Annotated in this window: 23 protein-coding genes; 21 read left to right on the top strand and 2 right to left on the bottom strand. The window is 70.0% G+C overall.

Annotated features, from left to right (window positions below):
• The first annotated feature begins 9 nt into the window (after positions 1-9).
• The 3 genes from AC07A4_RS24665 to AC07A4_RS24655 all read left to right on the top strand — a co-directional run bounded on the left by AC07A4_RS24665 (position 10) and on the right by AC07A4_RS24655 (position 3,548).
• Complete coding sequence (locus AC07A4_RS24665) at positions 10-1,692, top strand: site-2 protease family protein (RefSeq protein WP_478602458.1); 1,683 nt, start codon at positions 10-12, stop codon at positions 1,690-1,692.
• Positions 1,693-1,746: 54 nt separating this feature from the next.
• Positions 1,747-2,649 carry a tRNA (adenine-N1)-methyltransferase gene (locus AC07A4_RS24660; RefSeq protein ID WP_478602259.1) on the top strand — a complete coding sequence of 301 codons (903 nt, stop codon included), beginning with the start codon at positions 1,747-1,749 and terminating at the stop codon, positions 2,647-2,649.
• A 317-nt stretch (positions 2,650-2,966) separates the two neighbouring features.
• On the top strand, positions 2,967-3,548 hold the full coding sequence (locus tag AC07A4_RS24655) for a hypothetical protein (protein ID WP_478602257.1): 582 nt from the start codon (positions 2,967-2,969) through the stop codon (positions 3,546-3,548).
• A gap of 172 nt (positions 3,549-3,720) precedes the next feature.
• On the opposite strand, the gene AC07A4_RS24650 is transcribed toward AC07A4_RS24655, so the two are convergent.
• Positions 3,721-4,035, bottom strand: a complete 315-nt coding sequence (locus AC07A4_RS24650; protein WP_478602255.1) for a ferredoxin — start codon at positions 4,033-4,035, stop codon at positions 3,721-3,723.
• A gap of 255 nt (positions 4,036-4,290) precedes the next feature.
• Between AC07A4_RS24650 and arc the strand changes: the two genes are divergently transcribed.
• The 6 genes from arc to prcA all read left to right on the top strand — a co-directional run bounded on the left by arc (position 4,291) and on the right by prcA (position 10,477).
• Positions 4,291-6,057 carry a proteasome ATPase gene (gene arc, locus AC07A4_RS24645; protein WP_478602253.1) on the top strand — a complete coding sequence of 589 codons (1,767 nt, stop codon included), beginning with the start codon at positions 4,291-4,293 and terminating at the stop codon, positions 6,055-6,057.
• Between the two features lie 259 nt (positions 6,058-6,316).
• Positions 6,317-7,828 (top strand): depupylase/deamidase Dop, encoded by a 1,512-nt coding sequence (dop, locus tag AC07A4_RS24640; RefSeq protein ID WP_478602251.1) that lies wholly within the window; start codon positions 6,317-6,319, stop codon positions 7,826-7,828.
• Between the two features lie 131 nt (positions 7,829-7,959).
• Complete coding sequence (locus AC07A4_RS24635; RefSeq protein ID WP_006350198.1) at positions 7,960-8,178, top strand: ubiquitin-like protein Pup; 219 nt, start codon at positions 7,960-7,962, stop codon at positions 8,176-8,178.
• A gap of 113 nt (positions 8,179-8,291) precedes the next feature.
• On the top strand, positions 8,292-8,804 hold the full coding sequence (locus tag AC07A4_RS24630) for an endonuclease VII domain-containing protein (protein WP_478602248.1): 513 nt from the start codon (positions 8,292-8,294) through the stop codon (positions 8,802-8,804).
• Complete coding sequence (gene prcB, locus AC07A4_RS24625; protein ID WP_478602246.1) at positions 8,756-9,601, top strand: proteasome subunit beta; 846 nt, start codon at positions 8,756-8,758, stop codon at positions 9,599-9,601. Before AC07A4_RS24630 ends, prcB begins: the two co-directional genes overlap by 49 nt.
• Before the next feature lie 60 nt (positions 9,602-9,661).
• Positions 9,662-10,477 carry a proteasome subunit alpha gene (prcA, locus tag AC07A4_RS24620; protein WP_478602244.1) on the top strand — a complete coding sequence of 272 codons (816 nt, stop codon included), beginning with the start codon at positions 9,662-9,664 and terminating at the stop codon, positions 10,475-10,477.
• A 38-nt stretch (positions 10,478-10,515) separates the two neighbouring features.
• Here prcA and AC07A4_RS24615 read toward each other — a convergent pair whose 3' ends face one another.
• A complete protein-coding gene (locus tag AC07A4_RS24615) occupies positions 10,516-11,577 on the bottom strand; it encodes a LacI family DNA-binding transcriptional regulator (protein WP_478602242.1) in 1,062 nt (353 codons plus the stop codon).
• 153 nt (positions 11,578-11,730) lie between these two features.
• On the opposite strand from AC07A4_RS24615, the gene AC07A4_RS24610 reads away from it, so the two are divergent.
• From AC07A4_RS24610 to AC07A4_RS24555, 12 genes are all read left to right on the top strand, one after another.
• On the top strand, positions 11,731-13,005 hold the full coding sequence (locus tag AC07A4_RS24610; RefSeq protein ID WP_478602240.1) for an MFS transporter: 1,275 nt from the start codon (positions 11,731-11,733) through the stop codon (positions 13,003-13,005).
• A 9-nt stretch (positions 13,006-13,014) separates the two neighbouring features.
• Entirely contained in the window at positions 13,015-14,376 is a 1,362-nt protein-coding gene (pafA, locus tag AC07A4_RS24605) for a Pup--protein ligase (protein WP_478602238.1), read from the top strand.
• Positions 14,377-14,549: 173 nt separating this feature from the next.
• Positions 14,550-15,545, top strand: a complete 996-nt coding sequence (locus AC07A4_RS24600) for an FKBP-type peptidyl-prolyl cis-trans isomerase (RefSeq protein WP_478602236.1) — start codon at positions 14,550-14,552, stop codon at positions 15,543-15,545.
• A gap of 58 nt (positions 15,546-15,603) precedes the next feature.
• Positions 15,604-15,978: an FKBP-type peptidyl-prolyl cis-trans isomerase gene (locus AC07A4_RS24595; protein WP_478602234.1), complete on the top strand. Its 375-nt coding sequence runs from the start codon at positions 15,604-15,606 to the stop codon at positions 15,976-15,978.
• A gap of 260 nt (positions 15,979-16,238) precedes the next feature.
• A complete protein-coding gene (locus tag AC07A4_RS24590; RefSeq protein WP_478602232.1) occupies positions 16,239-17,264 on the top strand; it encodes a helix-turn-helix transcriptional regulator in 1,026 nt (341 codons plus the stop codon).
• 17 nt (positions 17,265-17,281) lie between these two features.
• Positions 17,282-18,433, top strand: coding sequence for a helix-turn-helix transcriptional regulator (locus AC07A4_RS24585; protein ID WP_478602230.1), 1,152 nt, complete (start codon positions 17,282-17,284; stop codon positions 18,431-18,433).
• Positions 18,434-18,917: 484 nt separating this feature from the next.
• The gene (locus AC07A4_RS24580; RefSeq protein WP_478602228.1) at positions 18,918-19,172 is read left to right on the top strand and encodes a hypothetical protein; all 255 of its coding nucleotides are present in this window, start codon (positions 18,918-18,920) and stop codon (positions 19,170-19,172) included.
• Positions 19,173-19,181: 9 nt separating this feature from the next.
• Positions 19,182-19,379: a hypothetical protein gene (locus AC07A4_RS24575; RefSeq protein WP_478602226.1), complete on the top strand. Its 198-nt coding sequence runs from the start codon at positions 19,182-19,184 to the stop codon at positions 19,377-19,379.
• Between the two features lie 258 nt (positions 19,380-19,637).
• A complete protein-coding gene (tatA, locus tag AC07A4_RS24570; protein WP_478602224.1) occupies positions 19,638-19,928 on the top strand; it encodes a Sec-independent protein translocase subunit TatA in 291 nt (96 codons plus the stop codon).
• 96 nt (positions 19,929-20,024) lie between these two features.
• The gene (gene tatC / locus AC07A4_RS24565; RefSeq protein ID WP_478602456.1) at positions 20,025-20,921 is read left to right on the top strand and encodes a twin-arginine translocase subunit TatC; all 897 of its coding nucleotides are present in this window, start codon (positions 20,025-20,027) and stop codon (positions 20,919-20,921) included.
• A gap of 92 nt (positions 20,922-21,013) precedes the next feature.
• Complete coding sequence (locus AC07A4_RS24560) at positions 21,014-21,904, top strand: diacylglycerol kinase (RefSeq protein ID WP_478602222.1); 891 nt, start codon at positions 21,014-21,016, stop codon at positions 21,902-21,904.
• A gap of 72 nt (positions 21,905-21,976) precedes the next feature.
• Positions 21,977-24,784 carry a DEAD/DEAH box helicase gene (locus AC07A4_RS24555; protein WP_478602221.1) on the top strand — a complete coding sequence of 936 codons (2,808 nt, stop codon included), beginning with the start codon at positions 21,977-21,979 and terminating at the stop codon, positions 24,782-24,784.
• The last annotated feature ends 489 nt before the right edge of the window (positions 24,785-25,273 follow it).

The raw sequence follows: 25,273 nt of genomic DNA, 5'->3' as shown, positions 1-25,273 counted from the left end.
GCGGACGGGATGGCCCAGGCGGACGGGATGGCCCAGGCGGACGGGATGGCCCAGGCGGACGGGATGGCCCAGGCGGACGGGATGGCCCAGGCGGACGGGATGGCCCAGGCGGACGGGACGGCCCAGGCGGACCGGGCCGACCGGACGGACCGGGCCGACCGGCCTGACGGGACGGACCAGCCTGACGGGACGGACCGGCCTGACCGAGCCGACCGGGCCGACCAGGCCGCCCGGCCCCCCCGGACTGACACCGGCACCGAGAACGGGAAGCGCGACGAAGCCCCGCGCGCCGCCCCCGCCGCAATCACGCCCCCCGCAGCCACCCCGCCCGCAGCCACCCCACCGGCAGCCACGCCCCCCGAAGCCGCCACCCCTGACCCCGGCCCGGCCCCCACCACCCCGACACCCCCGGCCACGCCCACCCCCCGCACCCCCGACCGCGACGACACCCGCGTGCCCCTCACCAAGCCCCGCCCCCCAGCCCCCCGAAACGCCGCGCCCCGCACCCCCGACCGCGGCCCCGCCAAGGACGAGCCCAAGAACCCCGGCGGCGGACTGCTCATGGGCCGCCCCTTCGGCGTACCCGTATACGTCGCCCCCAGCTGGTTCCTCGTCGCCGCCCTCATCACCTGGGTCTTCGGCGGCCAGCTCGACCGCGTCCTGCCCGAGCTCGGCGGCGCCCGCTACCTGGTCTCCCTCTTCTTCGCCGTCGCCTTCTACGCCTCCGTACTCGTCCACGAACTCGCCCACACCGTCGCCGCCCTCCGCTTCAAACTCCCGGTGCGCCGCATCCAGCTCCAGTTCTTCGGCGGCGTCAGCGAGATCGAGAAGGAATCCGAGACCCCCGGCCGCGAATTCGTCCTCGCCTTCGTCGGCCCCCTGCTCTCCCTGGTCCTCGCGGGCGTCTTCTACGCGTCCATGCGCGCCGTCGAACCCGACACCGTCCCCGGCGTCCTGCTCGCCGGACTGATGATCTCCAACCTCATCGTCGCCGCCTTCAACCTGCTGCCCGGCCTGCCCCTCGACGGCGGCCGCATGCTCCGCGCCGTCGTCTGGAAGATCACCGGCAAACCCATGAGCGGCACCATCGCCGCCGCCTGGGTCGGCCGCGCCCTCGCCATCTCCGTCCTCATCGGCCTGCCCCTGCTCAACCAGTCCGGCGCCCTCGGCGGCGACTCCCAGGACATCGGCGGCATGGACACCGTCCTGGACGCCCTGCTCGCCGCCATCCTCGCCGCCATCATCTGGACCGGCGCCGGCAACAGCCTCCGCATGGCCCGCCTGCGCGAACACCTGCCCGAACTGCGCGCCCGCACCCTCACCCGCCGCGCCGTCCCCGTCGAGACCGACACCCCGCTGTCCGAGGCCCTGCGCCGCGCCAACGCCGCCGGAGCCCGCGCCCTCGTCGTCGTCGACACCGACGGCGACCCCCTCTCCGTCGTCCGCGAAGCCGCCATCGTCGGCGTCCCCGAACACCGCCGCCCCTGGGTCACCGTCAGCGGCCTCGCCCAGGACATCACCGACGGCATGCGCGTCCCCGCCGACCTCGCGGGCGAGGAACTCCTCGACCGCCTGCGCGCCACGCCCGCCACCGAATACCTCGTCATCGAGACCTCCGGCGAGATCTACGGCGTCCTGTCCGCCGCCGACGTCGAGCGCGCCTTCGTCAAGGCCATGGCCCGCCCCAGCTGACACCCCGCGCCCCGCATGGTCGGCGGCACTCCCCACGGCCGGTAGGCTGGTCACATGTCCGAACCGACCGGTGCCGCCCGCCGTCGCGGGCCCTTCAAGGTCGGGGACCAGGTCCAGCTCACCGACCCCAAGGGACGCCACTACACGTTCACGCTCGAAGCCGGGAAGAACTTCCACACCCACAAGGGTTCCTTCCCGCACGACGAGCTGATCGGCGCACCCGAGGGCAGTGTTGTCCGCACCACGGGGAACGTCGCGTACCTCGCGCTGCGCCCCCTGCTCCCCGACTACGTCCTGTCCATGCCCCGCGGCGCCGCCGTGGTCTACCCCAAGGACGCGGGGCAGATCCTGGCCTTCGCCGACATCTTCCCCGGCGCCCGCGTCGTCGAGGCGGGCGTGGGCTCCGGCTCGCTCAGCTCCTTCCTCCTGCGCGCCGTCGGCGACCAGGGCATGCTGCACTCCTACGAGCGCCGCGAGGACTTCGCCGAGATCGCCCAGCAGAACGTGGAGCGCTACTTCGGCGGCCCCCACCCCGCCTGGCAGCTCACCGTCGGCGACCTCCAGGACAACCTGTCCGACACCGAGGTCGACCGCGTCATCCTCGACATGCTCGCCCCCTGGGAGTGCCTGGAAGCCGTCTCCAAGGCCCTCGTGCCCGGCGGCATCCTGTGCGCGTACGTCGCCACCACCACGCAGCTGGCCCGCACCGTCGAGTCCATCCGTGAACTCGGCGGCTTCAACGAGCCGACCGCCTGGGAATCGATGATCCGCAACTGGCACATCGAAGGCCTCGCCGTCCGCCCCGACCACCGCATGATCGGGCACACCGGCTTCCTGCTCACCGCCCGCCGCCTCGCGGACGGCGTCGAGCCGCCCATGCGCCGCCGCCGCCCCGCCAAGGGCGCCTACGGCGACGACTACACCGGCCCCAACGCCGACGGCGGCAACCCCAGCTAACGGCCACACACCCGCCAAGACCCCAGGTCACGGCACCTCACCAACGCAGCGGGGGGGGGGGGGGGGGGGGGGGGGGGGAAAAAAAAAAAAAGGGAGGGGGGGGGGTTGTTGTTGTTGGGGGACCTCCCCACCCCCCCCCCCCCCCCCCCCCCCCCCCCCCCCCCCCCCCCCCCCCACCCCCCCCCCCCCCCCCCGCCCCCGCTTTTTTGACGGCACGTCACCACCCGGCACCCCCGGTGTTCCGCCCTCCCGCGACGTATGGCACGATGCTGGCCACCCCACCTCCACCGGCACAGCCCTCACAGGAGACACTCCTCGTGCAGCACCCCGCCGTCCCGGAACCGGCGCCCACGGCGAACCGGCCGTGGGCCACCCGCCCCCTCCACTGGATCGCCACCGCGGCCGCCCTGGCCGCCGTCGTCGCGACCGCCGCCTTCCTCCAGCCCGACGACGCCACGGCCGCCCAGACGGACCCCAAACCGGAACCCAAGGCCGCCCCCGCCCCCGACCCCAAGGCCGTCGACTACCCCCTCGACTGCGGCCCCGTCGACTCCGTCGTCGCCCGCAAGGCCACCGGCGACCTCGACGGCGACGGCCGCCCCGAAACCGTCGCCGCCGTCCACTGCCAGGCCGGCTCCGGCACCCCGCCCGACGGCGTCTACGTCCTCACCCGCGGCCGCCACGGCACCCCCCGCGTCGTCGCCACCCTCGTCGACCCCAAGGACGGCCACACCGTCCCCGCCCTCGGCATCAGCGGCACCACCGTCACCGCCACCCTCCTCGGCTACTCCACACCCAAGGTGCCGCGCTGCTGCCCCGACCAGCGCGACGAAGCCAAGTGGCAGTGGAAGAACGGCGCGTTCACCCGCTCGACAAACGCCGAGTCACGCAGCGTCTGACACCCCCGCACGAACCCGCGCGACCCGCCCGCCCCGAGCGCCACCACCGACACGACGACAGCCCGACGGCAAGACGACAGCAAGAGGACAGCAACGGGACAGCAAGAAGGGCCCGCACCCGCCTCAGACGACGGAAACGAGCCCCACTCGCTAACACAGCGAAACTATTCGGTCACTCTGCGTCGGGTCCATAGACTTCGACCTTGTCCGAAACTCGACGTACATGAATACAGTCGCCCGGACACTCCTTCGCCGAGTCCACCACATCCCGCAACAGCGGAAGCGGAACCCGCGTCGACGCCCCCGGAGCCTGCAACAGCTCGTCGTCCGCGCCCTTCACATACGCCAGACCGTCAATGTCCAGCTCGAAGACCTCAGGCGCGTACTGGGCACAGATCCCGTCCCCCGTACACAGATCCTGATCGATCCACACCTCAAGCGGATCCTGCCCCTCACCGACAGTCCGAACGTCGTGCCCCACGGTCATCTCTCCTGCCGAAACTGCGCCAGACCCGGCCGGAAAGTGCCGCAAGTCCGGCCACCCCTGGCGGGTGTTGAACAGTTCGACCCTACAACCGGCAGCTTTCCAATCTTGTTCGGTGGGTATCCCCCTGGCGTGAGGGAGAGCGCAAGGGTGAAGATCGGACACACCCCCACCGTCTTTGTGATCTAGGGGTTTCAATCAGCACCCACCCAGGTAGGGTCAGGAAGCGTCCAGCTCCCCTTGGAGGAGGTGAGGACCGTGGCAGCCCACGACGACGACATCAACCGCGGCATCCGGCCGGGGCGAGGGTCTGAAGACCCAGCCGGTCAGGTTGCCTATCTCGAGCAGGAAATCGCCGTCCTGCGACGCAAGCTCGCCGACTCTCCGCGTCATACGAGGATTCTCGAAGAGCGGATCGTCGAGCTGCAGACCAACCTGGCAGGCGTATCCGCACAGAACGAACGCCTCGCGAACACCCTCCGCGAGGCCCGCGACCAGATCGTGGCCCTCAAAGAGGAAGTCGACCGGCTCGCACAGCCCCCGGCCGGCTTCGGAGTCTTCCTCACGGCGAACGAGGACGGCACCGCCGACATCTTCACCGGCGGCCGCAAACTCCGGGTGAACGTCAGCCCAAGCGTCGAACTCGACGACCTCAGGCGCGGCCAGGAAGTCATGCTCAACGAAGCGCTCAACGTGGTCGAAGCCATGGAGTACGAGCGCGTCGGAGACATCGTCACCCTCAAGGAAATCCTCGAGGACGGCGAACGAGCCCTCGTGCTCGGACACACCGACGAAGAACGGGTAGTCAGGCTCGCCGAGCCACTCCTGGACGTCACCATCCGCCCCGGAGACGCCCTCCTGCTCGAACCCCGCTCCGGCTACGTCTACGAAGTCGTACCGAAGAGCGAGGTCGAAGAACTCGTCCTCGAAGAAGTCCCGGACATCAGCTACGACAAGATCGGCGGCCTCGGCGGCCAGATCGAGATGATCCGCGACGCGGTCGAGCTCCCCTACCTCTACCCAGACCTCTTCAAAGAGCACGAACTCAGGCCGCCCAAGGGCGTCCTGCTCTACGGCCCCCCCGGCTGCGGCAAGACACTCATCGCCAAAGCCGTCGCCAACTCCCTCGCCAAAAAGGTCGCCGAAGTCACAGGGCAACCCGCGGGCAAGAGCTACTTCCTGAACATCAAGGGCCCCGAACTCCTCAACAAATACGTAGGCGAAACCGAACGCCACATCCGCCTCGTCTTCCAACGCGCCCGCGAAAAGGCCAGCGAAGGCACCCCCGTCATCGTCTTCTTCGACGAGATGGAATCCCTCTTCCGCACCCGCGGCAGCGGCGTCAGCTCCGACGTGGAAAACACCATCGTCCCCCAGCTGCTCGCCGAGATCGACGGCGTGGAAGGCCTGGAGAACGTCATCGTCATCGGCGCCTCCAACCGCGAAGACATGATCGACCCCGCCATCCTGCGCCCCGGCCGACTCGACGTGAAGATCAAGATCGAGCGCCCCGACGCCGAAGCGGCCAAGGACATCTTCGCCAAGTACCTCACCGAACGCCTCCCGCTCCACGGCGACGACCTCGCCGAACACGGCAGCGACAAGAGCGCCACAGTGCAGGCGATGATCCAGTCCGTCGTCGAGCAGATGTACGCCGAATCCGAGGAAAACCGCTTCCTCGAAGTCACCTACGCCAACGGCGACAAGGAAGTCCTCTACTTCAAGGACTTCAACTCCGGCGCCATGATCGAAAACATCGTCGGCCGCGCCAAGAAGATGGCCATCAAGGCCTTCCTCGAAATGAACCAAAAGGGCCTCAGGGTCGCCCACCTCCTCCAGGCTTGCATCGACGAGTTCAAGGAGAACGAAGACCTGCCCAACACCACCAACCCGGACGACTGGGCCCGCATCTCCGGAAAGAAGGGCGAACGGATCGTATACATCCGCACCCTCGTCACCGGAAAGCAAGGCGCCGACACCGGACGCTCCATCGACACGGTGGCCAACACCGGTCAGTACCTCTAGGCAAAAGGGCGGCTGCGGGTGCCCTCCACGGGTACCCGCAGCCGACTGTTTTCCGCCGCACGCGGACACCTCGCAGCCGCGTCACCAACCCAGCGAGAGCAAAGCAGAAAATGATCTCCCCACCAGCGCAGAGGCGTTCTAGGCTCTTCCGTACCGCCGAGTCGCGCAGTGCGGGGACGGGCACCGCACACGCACCGGAGCACCAGCGGTACTTGAGCTGCGCCCCCGACCGAGGACGCAGCCGGGCAAGGAGGGCCGCATGACCGTACGGCGAGTAATGGGCATCGAGACGGAGTACGGAATCTCCGTCCCCGGCCACCCCAACGCCAATGCCATGCTCACCTCGTCCCAGATCGTCAACGCCTACGCCGCGGCGATGCACCGGGCGCGACGCGCCCGCTGGGACTTCGAGGAGGAGAACCCGCTGCGGGACGCACGGGGCTTCGACCTCGCCCGCGAAGCCGCCGACGCCAGCCAGCTCACCGACGAGGACATCGGCCTCGCCAACGTCATCCTCACCAACGGGGCACGCCTCTACGTCGACCACGCACACCCCGAATACAGCGCCCCAGAGGTCACCAACCCCCGCGACGCCGTCCTCTGGGACAAGGCCGGCGAACGCATCATGGCCGAGGCCGCCGAACGGGCCGCCCAGCTGCCCGGCGCCCAGCCGATCCACCTCTACAAGAACAACACCGACAACAAGGGCGCCTCCTACGGCACGCACGAGAACTACCTGATGAAGCGGGAGACCCCCTTCTCGGACATCGTGCGCCACCTCACCCCGTTCTTCGTCTCCCGCCAGGTCGTCACCGGCGCGGGCCGCGTCGGCATCGGCCAGGACGGCCACGAACACGGCTTCCAGATCAGCCAGCGCGCCGACTACTTCGAAGTCGAGGTCGGCCTGGAGACCACCCTCAAACGGCCCATCATCAACACCCGCGACGAGCCCCACGCCGACGCCGAGAAGTACCGCCGCCTCCACGTGATCATCGGCGACGCCAACCTCTCGGAGATCTCCACCTACCTGAAGCTCGGCACCACCTCCCTGGTCCTCGCCATGATCGAGGACGGCTTCATCGCCGTGGACCTCGCCGTCGACCAGCCCGTCCGCACCCTCCACCACGTCTCCCACGACCCGACGCTCCAACGCCTGATCACGCTCCGCAGCGGCCGCACACTCACCGCCGTACAACTCCAGATGGAGTACTTCGAGCTGGCCCGCAAGTACGTGGAAGAGCGCTACGGAGCCGACGCCGACGCCCAGACCAAGGACGTCCTCACCCGCTGGGAAGACGTCCTCAACCGCCTCGAGAACGACCCCATGAGCCTCTCCGGAGAGCTCGACTGGGTCGCCAAACGAGAACTCATGGAGGGCTACCGCCGCCGCGACGGCCTCGACTGGGACGCCGCCCGGCTGCACCTCGTCGACCTCCAGTACGCCGACGTACGCGCCGAGAAGGGCCTCTACAACCGCCTCGTGGCGCGCGGCAAGATGAAGCGGCTCGTCGACGAGACCGACGTCGAGCGCGCCCGCACCAAGCCCCCCGAGGACACCCGGGCCTACTTCCGGGGCCGCTGCCTGGAGCAGTACGCGGACGACGTCGCGGCCGCCTCCTGGGACTCGGTGATCTTCGACCTGCCCGGCCGGGACTCCCTCCAGCGGGTCCCGACCCTGGAGCCGCTTCGCGGAACGCGTAATCACGTCAAGGAACTGCTCGACCGGTGCCGCACGGCGGAGGATCTGGTCAGGGTCCTCTCCGGCGGCTGAATCGCGGCTGAAAGCCCGACGGCCGGGGAATCACACAGGTGGGCCCCGCACGTTCCACGAAGTGCGGGGCCGATGTCGGACCCGGATTGTAGGGTCTGATCAAGAACGTCTAACCGAGCGGGGTGAGGTAGATGGCGACCAAGGACACCGGCGGCGGACAGCAGAAGGCGACGCGCTCCACCGAGGAGGTCGAGGAGCAGACCCAGGACGCGCAGGCTTCGGAAGACCTCAAGGAACGCCAGGAGAAGCTGAGCGACGACGTCGATTCGGTACTTGACGAAATTGACGATGTCCTAGAGGAGAACGCAGAGGACTTCGTGCGCTCCTTCGTTCAGAAGGGCGGGGAGTGAGGTCACTTTACCTTCGAATCTGAGGCTGGCTGGGGGTTCAGGTGAGTGAATCAAAGCGGTGCCCGCGATGCGAGGAGCGGAAGCCGCGTGAGGCGTTCGCCAGTAACAGATCCATGAAGGACGGCCGTCAGGTCTATTGCCGCGAGTGCGCCGCTGCTTATCACCAGGCGCGCCAGCTCGCTCGCGGCAAGAACGTCCGGCCGAAGGTGGAAACTCCTGAAGGGCACAAGTTCTGTCGCACCTGCGGCGAGATCAAACCGCATGCCGAATGGGATCGAAACAGCAGCGCTTCGGATGGCCTGGCTACGCTCTGCAAGCCATGCAAGGCGGCCCAGGGGCGTGCTGGCCATCTCAAGCGCCAGTACGGCCTCACCGAAGCCCAGCGCGACGAGATGATCGCCGAGCAGAAGTGGCTCTGCGTGATCTGTCTCAAGGCTCCGCCCGTGCATGTGGATCACTGCCATGAGACGGGTAGGGTCCGTGGCGTACTGTGCTTCAACTGCAATTCGGCCATCGGCAAGTTGGGAGACGATCCCGACGCTCTCCGTCGGGCCATTAGCTACCTGGAAGGAAACCCGTGGAAGCCAACACTCGTAGCACCGGGCGTCTACCGGCTGCCTTCCTGACCCCGGGGTCGTCCTCCTTCGTGGACTTCCTCTCCGCGCACCAGCCGGAACTGCTGCCCGGCAAGCGGCAGTTGCCGCCGGTGCAAGGCGTGATCGAGGCGCCGCACGGCACCACCATCGTGGCGACGACGTTCCCCGGGGGCGTGGTGCTCGCCGGTGACCGCCGGGCGACGATGGGCAATGTGATCGCGCAGCGGGACATCGAGAAGGTCTTCCCGGCGGACGAGCACTCCGCGGTGGGCATCGCCGGTACGGCGGGTCTGGCCGTGGAGATGGTGAAGCTGTTCCAGCTGGAGTTGGAGCACTTCGAGAAGGTCGAGGGGACGACGCTCTCCCTGGAGGGCAAGGCCAACCGGCTCTCGACGATGATCCGGAGCAACCTGGGCATGGCGATGCAGGGCCTGGCCGTGGTGCCGCTGTTCGCGGGGTATGACGTGGACCGCGCGAAGGGCCGGATCTTCTCGTACGACGTGACGGGTGGCCGGAGCGAGGAGCAGGGCTTCGCGGCGACGGGTTCCGGTTCGGTGTTCGCGCGGGGTTCGATGAAGAAGCTGTACCGCGACGACCTGACGGAGGAGCAGGCGACGACGCTGGTCGTGCAGGCGTTGTATGACGCCGCGGACGACGACTCGGCGACGGGTGGTCCTGATGTGGCGCGGCGGATCTATCCGATCGTGACGGTGATCTCTGATGAGGGGTTCCGGAGGCTGTCGGAGGAGGAGACGTCGGCGATCGCGCGCTCGATCCTGGAGCGGCGTCTTGAGCAGCCGGACGGTCCGCGGGCCGCGTTGCTCTGAAGTCTGCTTCGTGTGCTCCGTTGTTGTTGTGAAGTCTTGATAGAAAGGGACGGATAGCCGGTGTCGACGCCGTTCTATGTCTCACCCCAGCAGGCCATGGCCGACCGGGCGGAGTATGCCCGTAAGGGCATCGCTCGGGGTCGCAGTCTGGTCGTGCTGCAGTACGCCGATGGCATTGTGTTCGTCGGTGAGAACCCGTCCCGTGCGCTGCACAAGTTCAGCGAGATCTATGACCGGATCGGTTTCGCGGCGGCTGGTAAGTACAACGAGTACGAGAATCTCCGTATCGCTGGTGTCCGTTATGCGGATCTGCGGGGGTATACGTATGACCGTGACGATGTGACGGCGCGCGGTCTGGCGAACGTGTACGCGCAGACGTTGGGCACGATTTTCTCCAGTAACGCGGAGAAGCCGTATGAGGTGGAGTTGGTTGTCGCGGAGGTCGGTGCGACTCCGGATGGGGATCAGATCTACCGTTTGCCGCATGACGGGTCGATCGTGGATGAGCACGGTTCGGTCGCGGTCGGGGGTAATGCGGAGCAGATCAGTTCGTATTTGGATCAGCGGCATCGTGATGGGATGACGCTGGCGGAGGCTTTGAAGCTGGCGGTGCAGTCGCTTTCGCGGGATACGAACGGCAGTGAGCGGGAGATTCCGGCGGAGCGCCTTGAGGTGGCGGCGCTTGACCGGACGCGTCCGCAGCAGCGGAAGTTCAAGCGGATCGTGGGTGGTCAGCTGGAGCGGTTGCTGGCTGGGCAGTCCGTGGCGGAGGAGTCTGCGGAGGAGTCTGCGGGCGGGGAGTCGGACGCCGATGCGGGCGCCGGTTCGGACGCCGAGCCGGGTGGCGGTTCGGCGGAGGGTTCGTCCGGGGAGTAGTCCGGGAGTCGTGGGGTGTGCCCCGTGCTTCGGCGTGTTCAGCGCCGGGGTGCGGGGCTTTGTGCTGTGGAGCCGCGGACGATGAGCTGGACGGGCAGGGGGGTGGGCTCGGGGGTGCGGCCGGCGAGGACGGCGAGGAGGGTGGCCATGCCTTGTTCGCCGAAGTCTTCGGCGGGGAGGCGGACGGTGGTGAGTTCGGGTTCGACGGCGGTGGCGAGGGTGAGGTCGTCGAAGCCGGTGACGCTGAGGTCTTGGGGGACGTGGAGGCCGAGGCGGCGGGCGGCTTTGCAGGCGCCCGCGGCGAGGACGTCGTCGTCGCAGATGAGTGCGGTGGGGCGGGGGCCTGGGGTGGTGAGGGCGGCTTCGGTGGCGGTGCGGGCGTCGTCGACGGTGAGGGGGGCCTTGATGGTGCGGTGGGTGGCGCTGGTGCCGCGGAGGGCGGTGGCGAGGGCGGCGCGGCGTACGTCGAAGGTCCAGGAGTCGATGTCGGCGGTGAGGTGGAGCAGGTCGCGGTGGCCGAGGGTGAGGAGGTGGGCGGCGACTTGGCGCATGCCGTCGGCGATGTCGAGGTTGACGGTGGCGGCGCCGAGGCTGTGGGCGGGGTCGCTGTCGAGCATGACGAGGGGGAGGGCGTCGCCGCGGAGGGTGGCGAGGGCGTCGGAGGCCATGGAGGAGGCGAGGACGCCGTCGAGGGCGGCGCGGGCGGAGTCGAAGGGGTCGTTGACGCGGGGGGTGTGGGTGGTGGGGCCGCTGGGGCCGACGCCTTCGGGGGAGGGGTAGAGGACGACGCTGAAGCCGTCTTTGGCGGCGATGCGGGCGGCGCCGGTGTGGAGGCGGGCGAAGAATTCGTTGGTGAGGGCGGGGACGACGAGGAGGGCGGTGCGGGTGCGGCCGAGGCGGAGGTTGCGGGCGGCGAGGTTGGGGCGGTAGCCGAGGTCTTTGGCGGCGGCGCGGACGCGGTCGGCGGTGCGTTCGGCGACGCGGCCGTGCCATTTGTCGCCGAGGACGAGGGAGACGGTGGCTTGGGAGACTCCGGCGGCGCGGGCGACGTCGCGGCTGGTGGGGCGGGGGGCCGTGGTGTCGGTGTGAGGTGCGGCCACGGACGTCTCCTGGTGGGTGGTGGGTCGCTGGGTGTGCGGGGCGGTGGGCTGGCGTGGTGGACTGCGGACAGCGCTCATGGTACGTATGACGCGCGACGTTATACGTAAAACTTCGGGCGCCGTGGCGCGCGGGCGGGTGGGAGGAGCGCGGGCATGGCGACGGGGTACGGGGAGATCCTGCGGGCGCGGTACGCGACGCGGCTGCTGGCGGGCACGCTGGTGGGCCGGTTGCCGAACGCGACGGCGGCGATCGCGATCGTTCTTTTCGTGCGCGCGGAGGGCGGGACGTACAGCCTGGCGGGGGCGCTGGCGGCGGTGTACGGGGTGGCGACGGCGGTGGGCCAGCCGCTGCTCGGGCGCCTGGTGGATCTGTACGGGCAGCCGCGGGTGATGCTGCCGTCGGCGGTGGTGTCGGCGCTGGGGATGGCGCTGTTCGCGTTCACCGGGCCTGATGTGCCGGGGGCGGCCTATCCGGCGATGGTGGTGGCGGGTGTGTTCACGCCACCACTGGAGGGCGGTCTGCGGGCGCTGTGGCCCGATGTGCTGCCCCGGCAGGAGCAGGTTCACACGGCGTACGCGATGGACGCGGTGGCGCAAGAGGTGATGTTCACGGTCGGGCCGTTGCTGGTGACGGGGATCGTGTCGCTGTGGTCGGCGCAGGCGGCGCTGTTGGTGGTGAACGCCCTGGGGGTGCTGGGGGCGCTGTCGGTGGTGGTGTCGCGGCCTTCGCGGGCGTGGTGTTCGGCGCCGCGGGAGGCGCACTGGCTGGGTGCTCTGCGTTCGCCGGGGCTGCTGGTGCTGCTCGGCGCGTTCCTGTGTGTGGGGACGGCGCTGGGGGCGATCACGGTGTCGGGTGTGTCGTACGCGGATGAGCACGGTGGGGACGCGGTGTACGGCTGGATGATGGCCGGTCTTGGTCTTGGCGCGCTGGCGGGTGGTGTCGTATATGGGGCGCGGCAGTGGGCGGGTGTGCCGGAGCGGCGGCTGGTGGTGCTGGTGGCGTTGCTCGCGGTGTTCTATGTGCCGTTGGTGCTGACGCCGGGTGCGGTGGGGATGGTGGTCCTGACGGCGCTGGCGGGGGTGTTCTTGGCGCCGGCGATCGCGTGTGCGTTCATCGTGGTGGACCGGCACGCGCCGCGGGGCACGGTGACGGAGGCGTTCTCCTGGCTGGTGACGACGTTCACGGTGGGTACGGCGGTGGGTACGGCGGCCGGGGGTCCGGTGGTGGAGTGGGGCGGTACGGCGTGGGGGTTCGCGGTGCCGGCGCTGGCGGGGGCGGCGGCGGTGGTGGTGCTGGTGTGTGCGGGGCGGGCGCTTGTGGTCGGGGGTGCGGGGACGACCGTTGCGGGCGGGGCTGGTGAGGGTTCATCGGAAAATGATCGAAACGGTGCCGTCGAACCCGGTTTCAGTGCGGGGCATCGGGCGTAATGTTCTGGCATGGACCGCCGCATTTTCGGGCTGGAGAACGAGTACGGCGTCACGTGCACGTTCAGGGGACAGCGCCGTCTGTCGCCTGACGAAGTGGCGCGCTACCTCTTCCGCCGTGTTGTGTCATGGGGCCGCAGCAGCAACGTCTTTCTGCGGAACGGCGCCCGCCTGTATCTCGACGTGGGCTCACACCCGGAATACGCGACACCCGAGTGTGACAACGTGACGGAGCTGGTCACCCACGACAAGGCGGGCGAGCGCATTCTGGAGGGCCTGCTCGTCGACGCCGAGCGCCGCCTGCACGAGGAGGGAATCGCGGGCGACGTCTATCTGTTCAAGAACAACACCGACTCGGCGGGAAACTCCTATGGTTGTCATGAGAACTATCTCGTGGCGCGCCATGGCGAGTTCTCGCGGCTTGCGGACATCCTGATTCCGTTCCTTGTCACGCGGCAGTTGCTGTGTGGTGCGGGCAAGGTGCTGCAGACGCCGCGGGGTGCCGTGTACTGCGTGAGTCAGCGCGCGGAGCACATTTGGGAGGGTGTGTCGTCGGCGACGACGCGCTCGCGGCCGATCATCAACACGCGTGACGAGCCGCACGCGGACGCCGAGCGGTATCGCCGGCTGCATGTGATCGTCGGCGACTCGAACATGTCCGAGACGACGATGCTCCTGAAGGTCGGGGCGACGGATCTGGTGCTGCGCATGATCGAGGCGGGCACGGTGATGCGGGACCTGACGCTGGAGAACCCGATCCGGGCGATCCGTGAGGTCAGCCACGACACGACGGGCCGCCGCAAGGTCCGCCTGGCCAGTGGCCGGGAGGCTTCGGCGCTTGAGGTTCAGCGCGAGTACTTCGAGAAGGCGGTGGACTTCGTCGAGCGCCGCGGTATTCGTACGGGCACTGTCGAGCGCGTCCTTGAGCTGTGGGGGCGCACGCTGGAGGCGATCGAGGCGGAGGACCTGGATCGCATCGGGACCGAGATCGACTGGGTGATGAAGTACAACCTCATCGAGCGGTATCGGGCGAAGAACAACCTGACGATGTCGCACCCCAGGGTCGCCCAGATAGACCTGGCGTATCACGACATCCACCGCCGCCGGGGGCTGTACTACCTGCTTGAGCGGAAGGGGCAAGCGGCCCGGATCTGCAATGACTTGAAGATCTTCGAGGGCAAGTCGGTGCCGCCGCAGACGACCCGGGCGCGGCTGCGCGGGGACTTCATCCGCCGGGCCCAGGAGCAGCGCCGGGACTTCACGGTGGACTGGGTGCACCTGAAGCTCAATGACCAGGCGCAGCGGACGGTGTTGTGCAAGGACCCCTTCCGTTCGGTGGACGACCGGGTGGAGAAGCTCATCGCCGGAATGTAGCCCTCCGGTGCCTTTTCCCGGTGCCGGGGAGGGGTGCTGTGAGGCCGGTGGGACGTCAGTGCGTGGCGGGAACGCAACGCGGGGCGCCGTACGTTCCTCGTACGGCGCCCTTCTCACTGCGTAGAGTTGCGCGCACGCCAACTGACAAGATCGATTGATACGAGGCCCCCACCGTGCGCCGACGCTCTCTTCTCCTGGCCGTTCCGGCCGGCCTGCTGACCCTGGCCGGCTGTGGTGACGACGACAAGTCCGACAAGGCCAAGCCCAAGGACAGCAATACGCCGAAGAATTCCACGCCGCCGAAGGCGAAGATCGTCGACGGTCCTGTGCCCGAGATCACCAAGGGCACGAAGTTCGGCGAGAAGCCGACCGTCGCCAAGGGCAAGGGCAAGCCGTCCTCCGACCTCGCGGTGAAGACGATCATCGCGGGCAAGGGCGTCGAGGTCGCCAAGGGCGACTACCTCCAGGCTCACTACCTGGGGCAGATCTGGGACTCCGCGAAGGTCTTCGACAATTCCTATGACCGCAAGGCGCCCACGATCTTCCCGATCGGTGTCGGTCAGGTCATCCCGGGCTGGGACCAGGGCCTGGTCGGCAAGAAGGTCGACAGCCGCGTCGAGCTCGCCATCCCCCCGGTCCTGGGGTACGGCAAGGAGGGCAACGCGCAGGCGGGCATCAAGGGCACGGACACCCTGGTGTTCGTCGTCGACATCGTGAACACGTACGGCCCGAAGAGCTCCGCCAAGGGCAAGGACGTCGCGCAGGACAACAAGGACCTGCCGAAGGTGGGCACGAACACCGACGGCAAGGCTCCCTCGGTCGACGTCCCGAAGGCGGCCGCGCCGAAGAAGGTCGTGGCGACCTATGTCATCGAGGGCGATGGTGACGAGGTCAAGGAGAGCGACTCGCTCCTGTGCCAGTACAAGGGCGTGCTGTGGTCCGACGGCAAGGAGTTCGACTCCTCGTACAAGCGCAAGCAGCTCGCGCAGTTCCAGCTGGCGCAGGTCGTGCCGGGCTGGCGGAAGGGGCTGACGGGCAAGAAGGTCGGCAGCCGCGTCCTGGTCGTGGTCCCGCCGAAGGACGGGTACGCGGACAAGCCGCCGCAGGGCAGCCCCATCAAGAAGGACTCCACGCTGGTCTTCTCCGTGGACATCCTCGCCAAGATGTGAGGCCGGGGATGACAGACTGTCCCGGTTGCCTTAACGCACATGAGCAGGAGCTATTGAAGTGAACATCGACAAGCCTGAGATCGACTTCCCCGACGGTCCGGTCCCCACGGAGCTGCAGATCGACGAGATCTGGGAGGGCGATGGCCCGGAGGCCAAGGCGGGCGACTTCGTCAAGGTCCACTATGTGGGTGTGGCCTTCTCCACCGGCGAGGAGTTCGACGCTTCCTGGAACCGCGGCAACCCGCTGGAGTTCCAGCTCGGTGCCGGTCAGGTCATCGCGGGCTGGGACCAGGGCGTGCAGGGCATGAAGGTCGGCGGGCGTCGCAAGCTGACCATCCCGGCGCACCTGGCGTACGGCGACCGTGGCGCCGGTGGCGGCCGTATCGCCCCGGGCGAGACGCTGATCTTCGTGTGTGACCTGGTGTCCGTCTGACGTCGGCCGCACCGCGAGGGCGCGTCCGCGTCTGACCGGGTGTGTTCGTGGAGGGTCCATGCCTGCTCGGGCATGGGCCCTCCCGTCTGTGTCCGTCTGCTGCGGTGGTCCCTGGGCGGGGGCGGCTCTGCCCTCGGCTTTTGCCTCGACACGCCGGAGCGGTACGGTCATCGTTCGGAAGTACTGGTGAGCGGGTGCCGGTGACCACTCACTGGTGGGTGGGGCCGATCACTGGCGGGTAGGGCCGAGAAAGGGCGTCGATGGCCATTGCCAAGGCCGAGCGGCTGATGAGTCTGGCGCTGTGCCTGCTTGGGACGAGGCGTCCGCTCAGCAAGCGTGAGCTGAGGGAGTCGATCGAGGCTTACGTCGAGGCGTTCGGGCCGGGGAGAGGCGCGGCCTTCGGGCCGGGGAGGGGTGCGGCCTCCGGGTCGGGGGGTGCGGGTTCGGCCTCTGAGGACTCCTTCAACCGGATGTTCGAGCGGGACAAGGACGACCTGCGGGAGCTGGGTCTCGTCATCGAGACGGTGGAGAACCTGGACGGTGAGACGGGTTATCTCGCGCGCCGGGACAGCAACCGGCTGCCGCCGATCACTCTGGACGCCGAGGAGGCGGCCGCGCTGGGGCTCGCCGCGAAGGTGTGGCAGCAGGCCCGGCTCGCCGGGGCCGCGAGTGGCGCCCTGCACAAGCTGCGGGCGGCGGGTCTGCCCGAGGGCGTCGACCCGTACGAGGCGCATGGCGCGCTGGAGCCGCGGATTCCGGTGCATGAGGCCGCGTTCGAGCCTTTGATGCTGGCGTGCCGTGACCGCAGGCCGGTCGTCTTCGACTACCGCAAGGCCACCGCGGCCCGCCCCGAGCAGCGGCACGTCGAGCCGTGGGCCCTGGAGTGCTGGCGTGGTCACTGGTATCTGGCTGGTTTCGACCGGGACCGTGAGGCGGAGCGGGTGTTCCGGCTCTCCCGCATCACCGGGAAGGTGCGCTCCCGGGCGGGCAAGTTCCGCGCGGAGGTGCCCGACGTCGTGACCGTACGGGAGACCGTGGCGAGCTGGGCGGGCGAGAAGGCGGACCGCACGGCGCTGATCCGGCTGCGCGAGGGCGCGGGCTATCCGCTGCGCGCCCGGGCCGTCGGGTCGCGGGAGCTTGGCGGGGGCTGGGACGAGTTGGAGATTCCGTACGGGCACGGTCTCGATGCCTGGCTGGTGGAGTTCGGGCCGGACGTGGTGGTCGTGGAGCCGGCGGAGCTGCGGGCCGATGTGGTGGACCGGCTGCGTGCCGTGGCCAAGGGCTGAGGGGACGAGAGCGAGCAATGGCCGCGAACGCCATCGACCAGACCCGGCGGATGCTGTCCCTGGTGACGTATCTGCGTGAGCGCCCCGGGGCGCGCGTCGCGGACGTGGCCCGCGCCTTCGGCATCAGTCAGGACGAGCTGATCTCGGACCTGGACGTGCTGCCGCTGTGCGGGACGAGTTTCCGCGGCGGTGATCTCCTTGACATCGACACGGACGGCGACCGCATCTGGTGGCACAACCCGGACGACGTGGCCGAGCCGCTGCGCCTGGCCGCCGACGAGGCCACGGCGCTCCTTGTGGCGGCGCGCGCGGTGGCCACGCTGCGGGGGCTGCGCGAGAGTGACCGGCTCGCCCTGTTGCGGGCGACGGCGAAGCTGGAGGCGGCGGCCGGTGAGGCGGCCGGGGCCAGTGCGCGCCTGTCGGTGACGTTCGAGTCCGAGGGCGGGGTCTTCGCCGACGTGGACCGGGCCATCTCCGAGCGGCGCCGGCTGTGGATCCGCTACTACTCGCCCGCGCGGGACGAGCTCAGCGAGCGGGAGATCGACCCGATCCGCCTGGTGAGCGTCGGCCACACCTATGTGGAGGCCTGGTGCCGCCGCTCCGAGGCGCGGCGCACGTTCCGCCTTGACCGGGTCGCCGAGATCAAGGTCTTGGAGGAGCCGTCGGCGCCGCCCGAGATCGAGCTGCGGGATCTGTCGGAGGCGCTGGTGCAGCCCGCGGCGGAGGATCCCGAGGTGGTCGTGGAGGTGGGGCCCGGTGGCCGCTGGGTCGCCGAGTACTACCCGCACGACAGCGCGGAGGAGCTGCCCGACGGCGGGTTGCGCATCACCCTGCGCACGCCTGACCCGGCGTCTTTGCGCCGCTTGGCGCTGCGCCTGGGCGGCGACGGCCGCATCGTCGCGCCCCAGGACCTCGCGGACCGCGCCCGCCGGGCGGCTCGGGAGGCGCTGGCTGCGTACGAGGGCATGACGGCGTACGAGGGGATGCCGCCCGGCGATGGCGGGAGCGCCGCGGGTGCCGCGGGCGGCGCCGGTGACCTGGGTGCTGAGGGCAGCGCCGGTGACACGGGTGCCGTCGGCAACGCCGGTGACGCGGGCGCCAGGAGCGGTCCGGACGCGCGCCCGGCGGGCGCGCCCGGCGACGGCGTGCCAGGTGAGCGTGGGGCGTGAGGGCGCGGGGCGCGGGGGCGCGGCGCCGGATGCGCGGCGGCGCGGGGCGTAGCGCGGCCGGGCGGTGCCGGACGCGTGGCGCGGTGGAGTGCCGCCGGGCGGCGGCCGCCGAGCGGGGAGCGGTGGCGTCCCCTGACCCTTTCCCAGAGCGTGACGCCGCGTTCCTCGGGTGGTTCGTCCCTGAGTGTGACGCTGTGCTGTCGTTCCTGGTCGCGGTGGGGCGTGACGGTTACGCAGAGTGCGACCCTGGTGTCGTGTGCGACCGCGTGCCCGGGGGTCGTTGTGCGCCGCGGCGCGTCCGTGCGCCGAAGCGGGGCTCGGGGGCGGGATGCCACCGTGTGCCGAGGCACGACGCCGGAGCGCGTCGCCGCCCCGCGCCGGGGTGTGACCGCGCGCTGGGGCGGGGTGCCGCGGGGGATCGAGGTGTGGCCGGAGCGCTCGCGCGGTGGTGCGCGGAGAACAGAGCCGAGGAGAGTTGCACAGTATGTCACTGATGCCCCTTACGTCCCGTCCGGTGGCGGCGGTCCTGTTCAAGGCCGCCTGCCCCGACTGCCGCGCGCACTTCGAACTGGCCGCGGGCGCGCTGCGGCTCGCGATCGGCGCCAGCCGCCGTACGACCTTCTACTCCTTCACCTGCCCCGAGTGCGGCAACGCCGTGCGCAAGCCCGCGGGGGAGCGCATCGTCGAACTCCTCACCGGGGGCGGGGTGCGGACGCTGCGGCTGCACTCCACCGTCTAGGCTCGACGCATGTTCTGGGCGATGCTGGCGGTGGCCATGGGATTCCTCGGCCTCGCGGTACTGGGAGTGTTCGCGGCCAGGGTCTTCGTGGAGGCGCGGCGGCTCGGCCGTCAAGTGACCGAGGCCACACAGCGGATCAGCCGTGCCGCCGAGGATCTCGAGCGGGCGGCGGCGGGCGCGGCCCGCGCGGGCCGCCAGGCGGGCTGAGCCCGCCCGCGCTCGCCCGGTGCGCCGCCGTCGCGCGTCGCCTGCCGCGGGGTGAGGCGGCCTGCCGCCCCGGCCGACCTGGCGGGTACGCTGCTGAAGCGGCCCGAAATGTGAGGCGCGGGGCGCAACTGGGAGTATGCACGGGGATTGCCCCGCGTTTACTCCAGGGGGTTACGATCGCAGCCAAGCCCGGTGGTTCGGACGACTGTCCGACGGCCGGTCCCGAAATCGACGCCTCGGTGAAGAAGGTAGACAGCTATGGGTAGGCTCGGCCCCACCGAGATCATTCTGATCCTCGTCATCCTGGTCCTGCTCTTCGGTGCGAAGAAGCTCCCGGACATGGCCCGGTCCCTCGGCAAGTCGGCGCGCATCCTCAAGAGCGAGGCCAAGGCGATGAAGTCGGAAGGCAAGCAGGACGAGGCCGCCCCGGCCGACCCGCCCGCCCCCGCCGACCAGGCCGCTCCCCAGCAGCGCACCATCCAGGCCGCCCCCGGCGATGTGACCAGCTCCCGTCCGGTCGCCGAGCCGACCGACACGACGAAGCGCTGACCCAAGGCCGACGCCGAAGCGTCGGCCTGTCGCACGAGATGAGGACGTGGGTTGCTTAAGTCTGCCCGCAAGAAGGAGCGGGATCCCGAGGGGCGGATGCCGCTCGCGGACCACCTGCGCGAGCTCCGCAACCGGCTCGCGAAGGGAATGCTGGCGATCGTCGTCGTGTCGATCGTCGCGGCGTTCTACAGCGAGCAACTCATGGAGTTCCTCGCCGACCCCGTGCCGCGCTGCAAGGAGGACGGGCCGACCACCGGCGGCGTCTGCGCCCAGGTCGCCTACATGGACCTGCTGTCGCCCTTCACCACCACGGTGAAGGTGTCCCTCATGGTCGGCGTCATCGTGGCCAGCCCGGTCTGGCTCTACCAGCTCTGGGCCTTCGTCGCGCCCGGACTGCACAAGCACGAGCGCAAGTACACCTACGCCTTCGTGGGCGCGGCCGTGCCGCTGTTCTTCGGCGGTGCCTGGCTGGCGTACGAGATCATGCCGATCAGCATCCGCGTGCTGCTCAGCATCACCCCCGGCGGGTCCGAGAACATCCTGCCCATGGACAAGATCCTGGACTTCAGCGTCCGGATGGTCCTGGTCTTCGGCGTCTCCTTCGAACTGCCGCTGCTGCTCGTGATGCTGAACATGACCGGCATGGTCACCGGGCGCCGCATGCTCGGCTGGTGGCGCGGCGTCGTGATGGGCGTGTTCGTCTTCGGCGCGGTCGCGACCCCGACGACGGACCCGTTCGGCATGATCGCCCTCGCGGGCCCCATCGTCGTCCTGTACTTCTTCGCCGTCGGCTTCTCCATCCTGAACGACAAGCGCCGCCACCGGAACGACCCGGACGCCGAACTGGACGACGACGAGGCCTCCGACCTGGACCTCACGCCGTCGTCGATCGGCGACACCGAGCCCGTCCCGGCCACCCGGTCCGTGCCCGAGCAGGTCAACGGCGACGGCTCCCGCTCGGCCCGGCACAACGGCTACGACGACGTCACCTGACCGAGGCGACACCACAGGCACCAGGGGCCGGACGCGCACCGCGTCCGGCCCCTGCTGGTTGGCCGGGCCCGGCGCCTTGTAGGGTCCGGCCCGTGACCAGCGAGATCACTCTCTTCGTCAATCCCACCGCGGGCCGGGGCCGGGGCGCGCACGCGGCTCAGCCCGCCGCGGCGGCGCTGCGCGCGGCCGGGTTCCTCGTGCGCACCGTGATCGGCGAGGACGCCGGGGACGCGCTGCGCCGGGCCCGCGCCGCCGTCGACGGGGGCACCGGCGCGCTGATAGCCGTCGGCGGCGACGGCATGGCGAGCCTCGCCCTGCAGGCGGTCGCCGGGACCCGCACCCCGCTCGGTGTGATCGCGGTCGGCACCGGCAACGACTTCGCCCGCGCCCTCGGCCTTCCCGTGCGCGAGCCCGCGGCCGCCGGGGCGCTGGTCGCGGACGCGCTGAAGGGCGCCCGCACCAGGGACGTCGACCTCGGCCGCGTCGGCGCCACCTGGTTCGGCACCGTGCTGGCCTCCGGCTTCGACTCCCGGGTCAACGACCGGGGCAACCGCATGCGCTGGCCCGCCGGACGCGTCAAGTACGACCTGGCGATGCTCGCGGAACTGGCCGCCTTCCGGCCCATCCCGTACCGGATCACGCTCGATGACGGCGCCGTGCGCGAGGTCGAGGCGACGCTGGTCGCGGTGGGCAACGGCGCCTCCTACGGCGGCGGCATGAAGATCTGCGCCGGGGCCGACATGAGCGACGGGCTCTTCGACGTCACGGTCGTCGGCGCCTGCGGCCGCGGCACGCTGTTGCGGGTGTTCCCGCGCGTCTACCGGGGCACGCACCTGGACCACCCCCAGGTCACCGTGCACCGCGCCGCGAAGGTCGACATCGCCGCGGCGGGCGTCACCGGGTACGCCGACGGGGAGCGCCTGGGGGCGCTGCCGCTCAGCGCGCGGTGCGTGCGCGGCGCGGTACGGGTCCTCGTGCCCTGAGCGGCGGGCATATGCGCTGGTCTGGATAATGATCGTCCGATGTCAGCGGTGGCCGGTAGGCTCGAAAGCACGATGACAGAGGACCTCTCACCGGCCGAGCGATATGCGGCAGCGCGGCGGCGCGCTGTCGAGCAGGCCACCGCGCTCGCCTCCTTCCGCGAGATGTACGAATTCGGTCTCGACCCCTTCCAGATCGAGGCCTGCCGTGCCCTTGAGGCGGGCAAGGGCGTGCTGGTCGCCGCGCCCACGGGCTCCGGCAAGACGATCGTCGGCGAGTTCGCCGTGCACCTCGCGCTCCAGCAGGGCAAGAAGTGCTTCTACACCACGCCGATCAAGGCGCTCTCCAACCAGAAGTACGCCGACCTCGCCAAGCGGTACGGCGCGGACCAGGTGGGCCTGCTCACCGGCGACAACAGCGTCAACTCCGAGGCGCCCGTGGTCGTGATGACCACCGAGGTCCTGCGGAACATGCTGTACGCGGGCTCCCAGTCGCTCCTCGGCCTCGGCTATGTGGTCATGGACGAGGTGCACTACCTCTCCGACCGCTTCCGCGGCGCCGTCTGGGAGGAAGTGATCATCCACCTCCCGGAGTCGGTCACCCTGGTCTCCCTCTCGGCCACGGTGTCCAACGCCGAGGAGTTCGGCGACTGGCTGGACACCGTCAGAGGCGACACCGAAGTGATCGTCTCCGAGCACCGCCCGGTGCCGCTGTTCCAGCACGTCCTCGCCGGACGGCGGATGTACGACCTCTTCGAGGAGGGCGAGGGCCGCAGGAAGGCGGTCAACCCCGACCTGACGCGGATGGCCCGCATGGAGGCCAGCCGCGGGTACAACCCGCGCGAGCGCCGCAAGGGCAAGATGGTCCGCGAGGCCGACCGCGAGCGCGAGCGCCGCCAGCGCTCCCGGATCTGGACGCCCGCGCGCCCCGAAGTCATCGAGCGGCTCGACGCCGAGGGCCTGCTGCCCGCCATCACGTTCATCTTCAGCCGCGCCGGCTGCGAGGCCGCCGTCCAGCAGTGCCTGTACGCGGGGCTGCGCCTGAACGACGACGCGGCCCGGCTGCGGGTGCGCGAACTCGTCGAGGAGCGCACCGCCTCCATCCCCAACGAGGACCTGCACGTCCTTGGGTACTACGAGTGGCTGGAGGGCCTGGAGCGCGGCATCGCCGCCCACCACGCGGGCATGCTGCCCACCTTCAAGGAGGTCGTGGAGGAACTGTTCGTCCGCGGCCTGGTCAAGGCCGTCTTCGCGACGGAGACCCTCGCCCTCGGCATCAACATGCCCGCGCGCAGCGTGGTCCTGGAGAAGCTGGTGAAGTGGAACGGCGAGCAGCACGCCGACATCACCCCGGGCGAGTACACGCAGCTGACCGGACGCGCCGGGCGCCGCGGCATCGACGTCGAGGGGCACGCGGTGGTGCTCTGGCAGCGCGCCATGAGCCCCGAGCACCTGGCGGGCCTCGCGGGCACGCGCACCTACCCGCTGCGCTCCAGCTTCAAGCCGTCGTACAACATGGCGGTGAACCTGGTCGCCCAGTTCGGCAGGCACCGCTCGCGCGAGCTCCTCGAGACGTCCTTCGCGCAGTTCCAGGCGGACCGCTCGGTCGTCGGCATCTCCCGCCAGGTCCAGCGCAACGAAGAGGGCCTGGCGGGCTACAAGGCCTCCATGACCTGCCACCTGGGCGACTTCGAGGAGTACGCGCGGCTGCGCCGCGAGCTCAAGGACCGCGAGACGGATCTGGCCAAGCAGGGCGCCGTGCAGCGCCGGGCCGCCGCCGCGGCCGCCCTGGAGAAACTCAAGCCGGGTGACGTGATCCACGTGCCGACGGGCAAGTACGCGGGCCTCGCCCTCGTCCTCGACCCGGGACTGCCCGCGGGGCGGGCCAACGGCCACCGGGGCTTCGACCACCAGGACGGGCCCCGCCCGCTGGTGCTCACCGCCGAGCGGCAGGTCAAGCGGCTCGCGGCGATGGACTTCCCGGTGCCGGTGGAGCCGCTGGAGCGGATGCGCATCCCCAAGTCGTTCAACGCGCGCTCCCCGCAGTCGCGCCGCGACCTGGCGTCCGCGCTGCGCACCAAGGCCGGGCACATCACGCCCGAGCGGCACCGCAAGGGCCGCGCGGCCGCCGCCGACGACCGCGAGATCGCCCGGCTGCGCGCCGCGCTGCGCGCGCACCCCTGCCACGGCTGCGAGGAGCGCGAGGACCACGCCCGCTGGGCCGAGCGGTATCACCGCCTGCTGCGCGACACCACGCAGCTGGAGCGCCGCATCGAGGGCCGCACCAACACCGTCGCCCGCACCTTCGACCGGATCGTGGCCCTGCTCACCGAGCTGGACTATCTGCGCGGGGACGAGGTCACCGAGCACGGCAAGCGCCTGGCCCGGCTGTACGGCGAGCTGGACCTGCTGGCCAGCGAATGCCTGCGCGCGGGCGTCTGGGACGGCCTCAGCCCCGCCGAACTGGCCGCGTGCGTCTCGGCGTTGGTGTACGAGGCCCGGGTCAGCGACGACGCCATCGCGCCGAAGCTGCCCTCGGGCAAGGCCAAGGCGGCGCTCGGTGAGATGGTCCGCATCTGGGGCCGTCTCGACGGGGTCGAGGAGGAGTTCCGGATCAGCCAGACCGAGGGCGTCGGGCAGCGCGAGCCCGACCTCGGCTTCGCCTGGGCCGCCTACATGTGGGCGAGCGACAAGGGCCTGGACGAGGTGCTTCGCGAGGCGGAGATGCCCGCCGGTGACTTCGTGCGCTGGTGCAAGCAGGTCATCGACGTGCTCGGGCAGATCGCCGCGGCGGCGCCCGGCGACGGCACGGTCGGCAGGAACGCCCGCAAGGCCGTCGACCAACTGCTGCGCGGCGTCGTGGCGTACAGCTCCGTCGGCTGAGCGCGGCGTCCGCTCCGCCGGACGCGCGACCGTTTGTGTGTGGCCCCCGCCGGGTGACTCGGCGGGGGCCACACGGGTACCGGCTCAGGGTGAGTCGAGGAGCGCCGCGTTGACGCCGGTTTCGTACGCGCGCGGGGCGGTCCTTCGTCGTACGGGGGAGCGCCGGGCGGCCAAAGGCGGGGCTCGCCCGGGGCGGTGAGCGTCGCACACCGCCGTTCGATGATCTCACCGCATGCGTTCGATTGATCGCGGTGCGTGCAAATAGGGCTGAGTGTAGGGGTGTTGGCGGCCGCTCGCAGAGGGTTGCCGAAGATGACTCCAGGGTGATGCGAGCGGACTAAGCTCGCCCGGAGCGCGGCGAGTTGAACGAGTTGCGACAGATTCGCGCGCTCGTTCGCTCTTATTTCCCCTTATTCAATATTTCGTTCTCTCGCGCGCCGCCCCCCGCACGGAACTCCCACGCACCGACCTCCCCCGAGCACCGAACCC

The sequence above is a fragment of the Streptomyces sp. NPDC043996 genome (assembly GCF_056435225.1).
The sequence above is the reverse complement of the archived record's forward strand: the minus strand, read 5'-3'. Positions and strand labels throughout refer to the sequence as shown.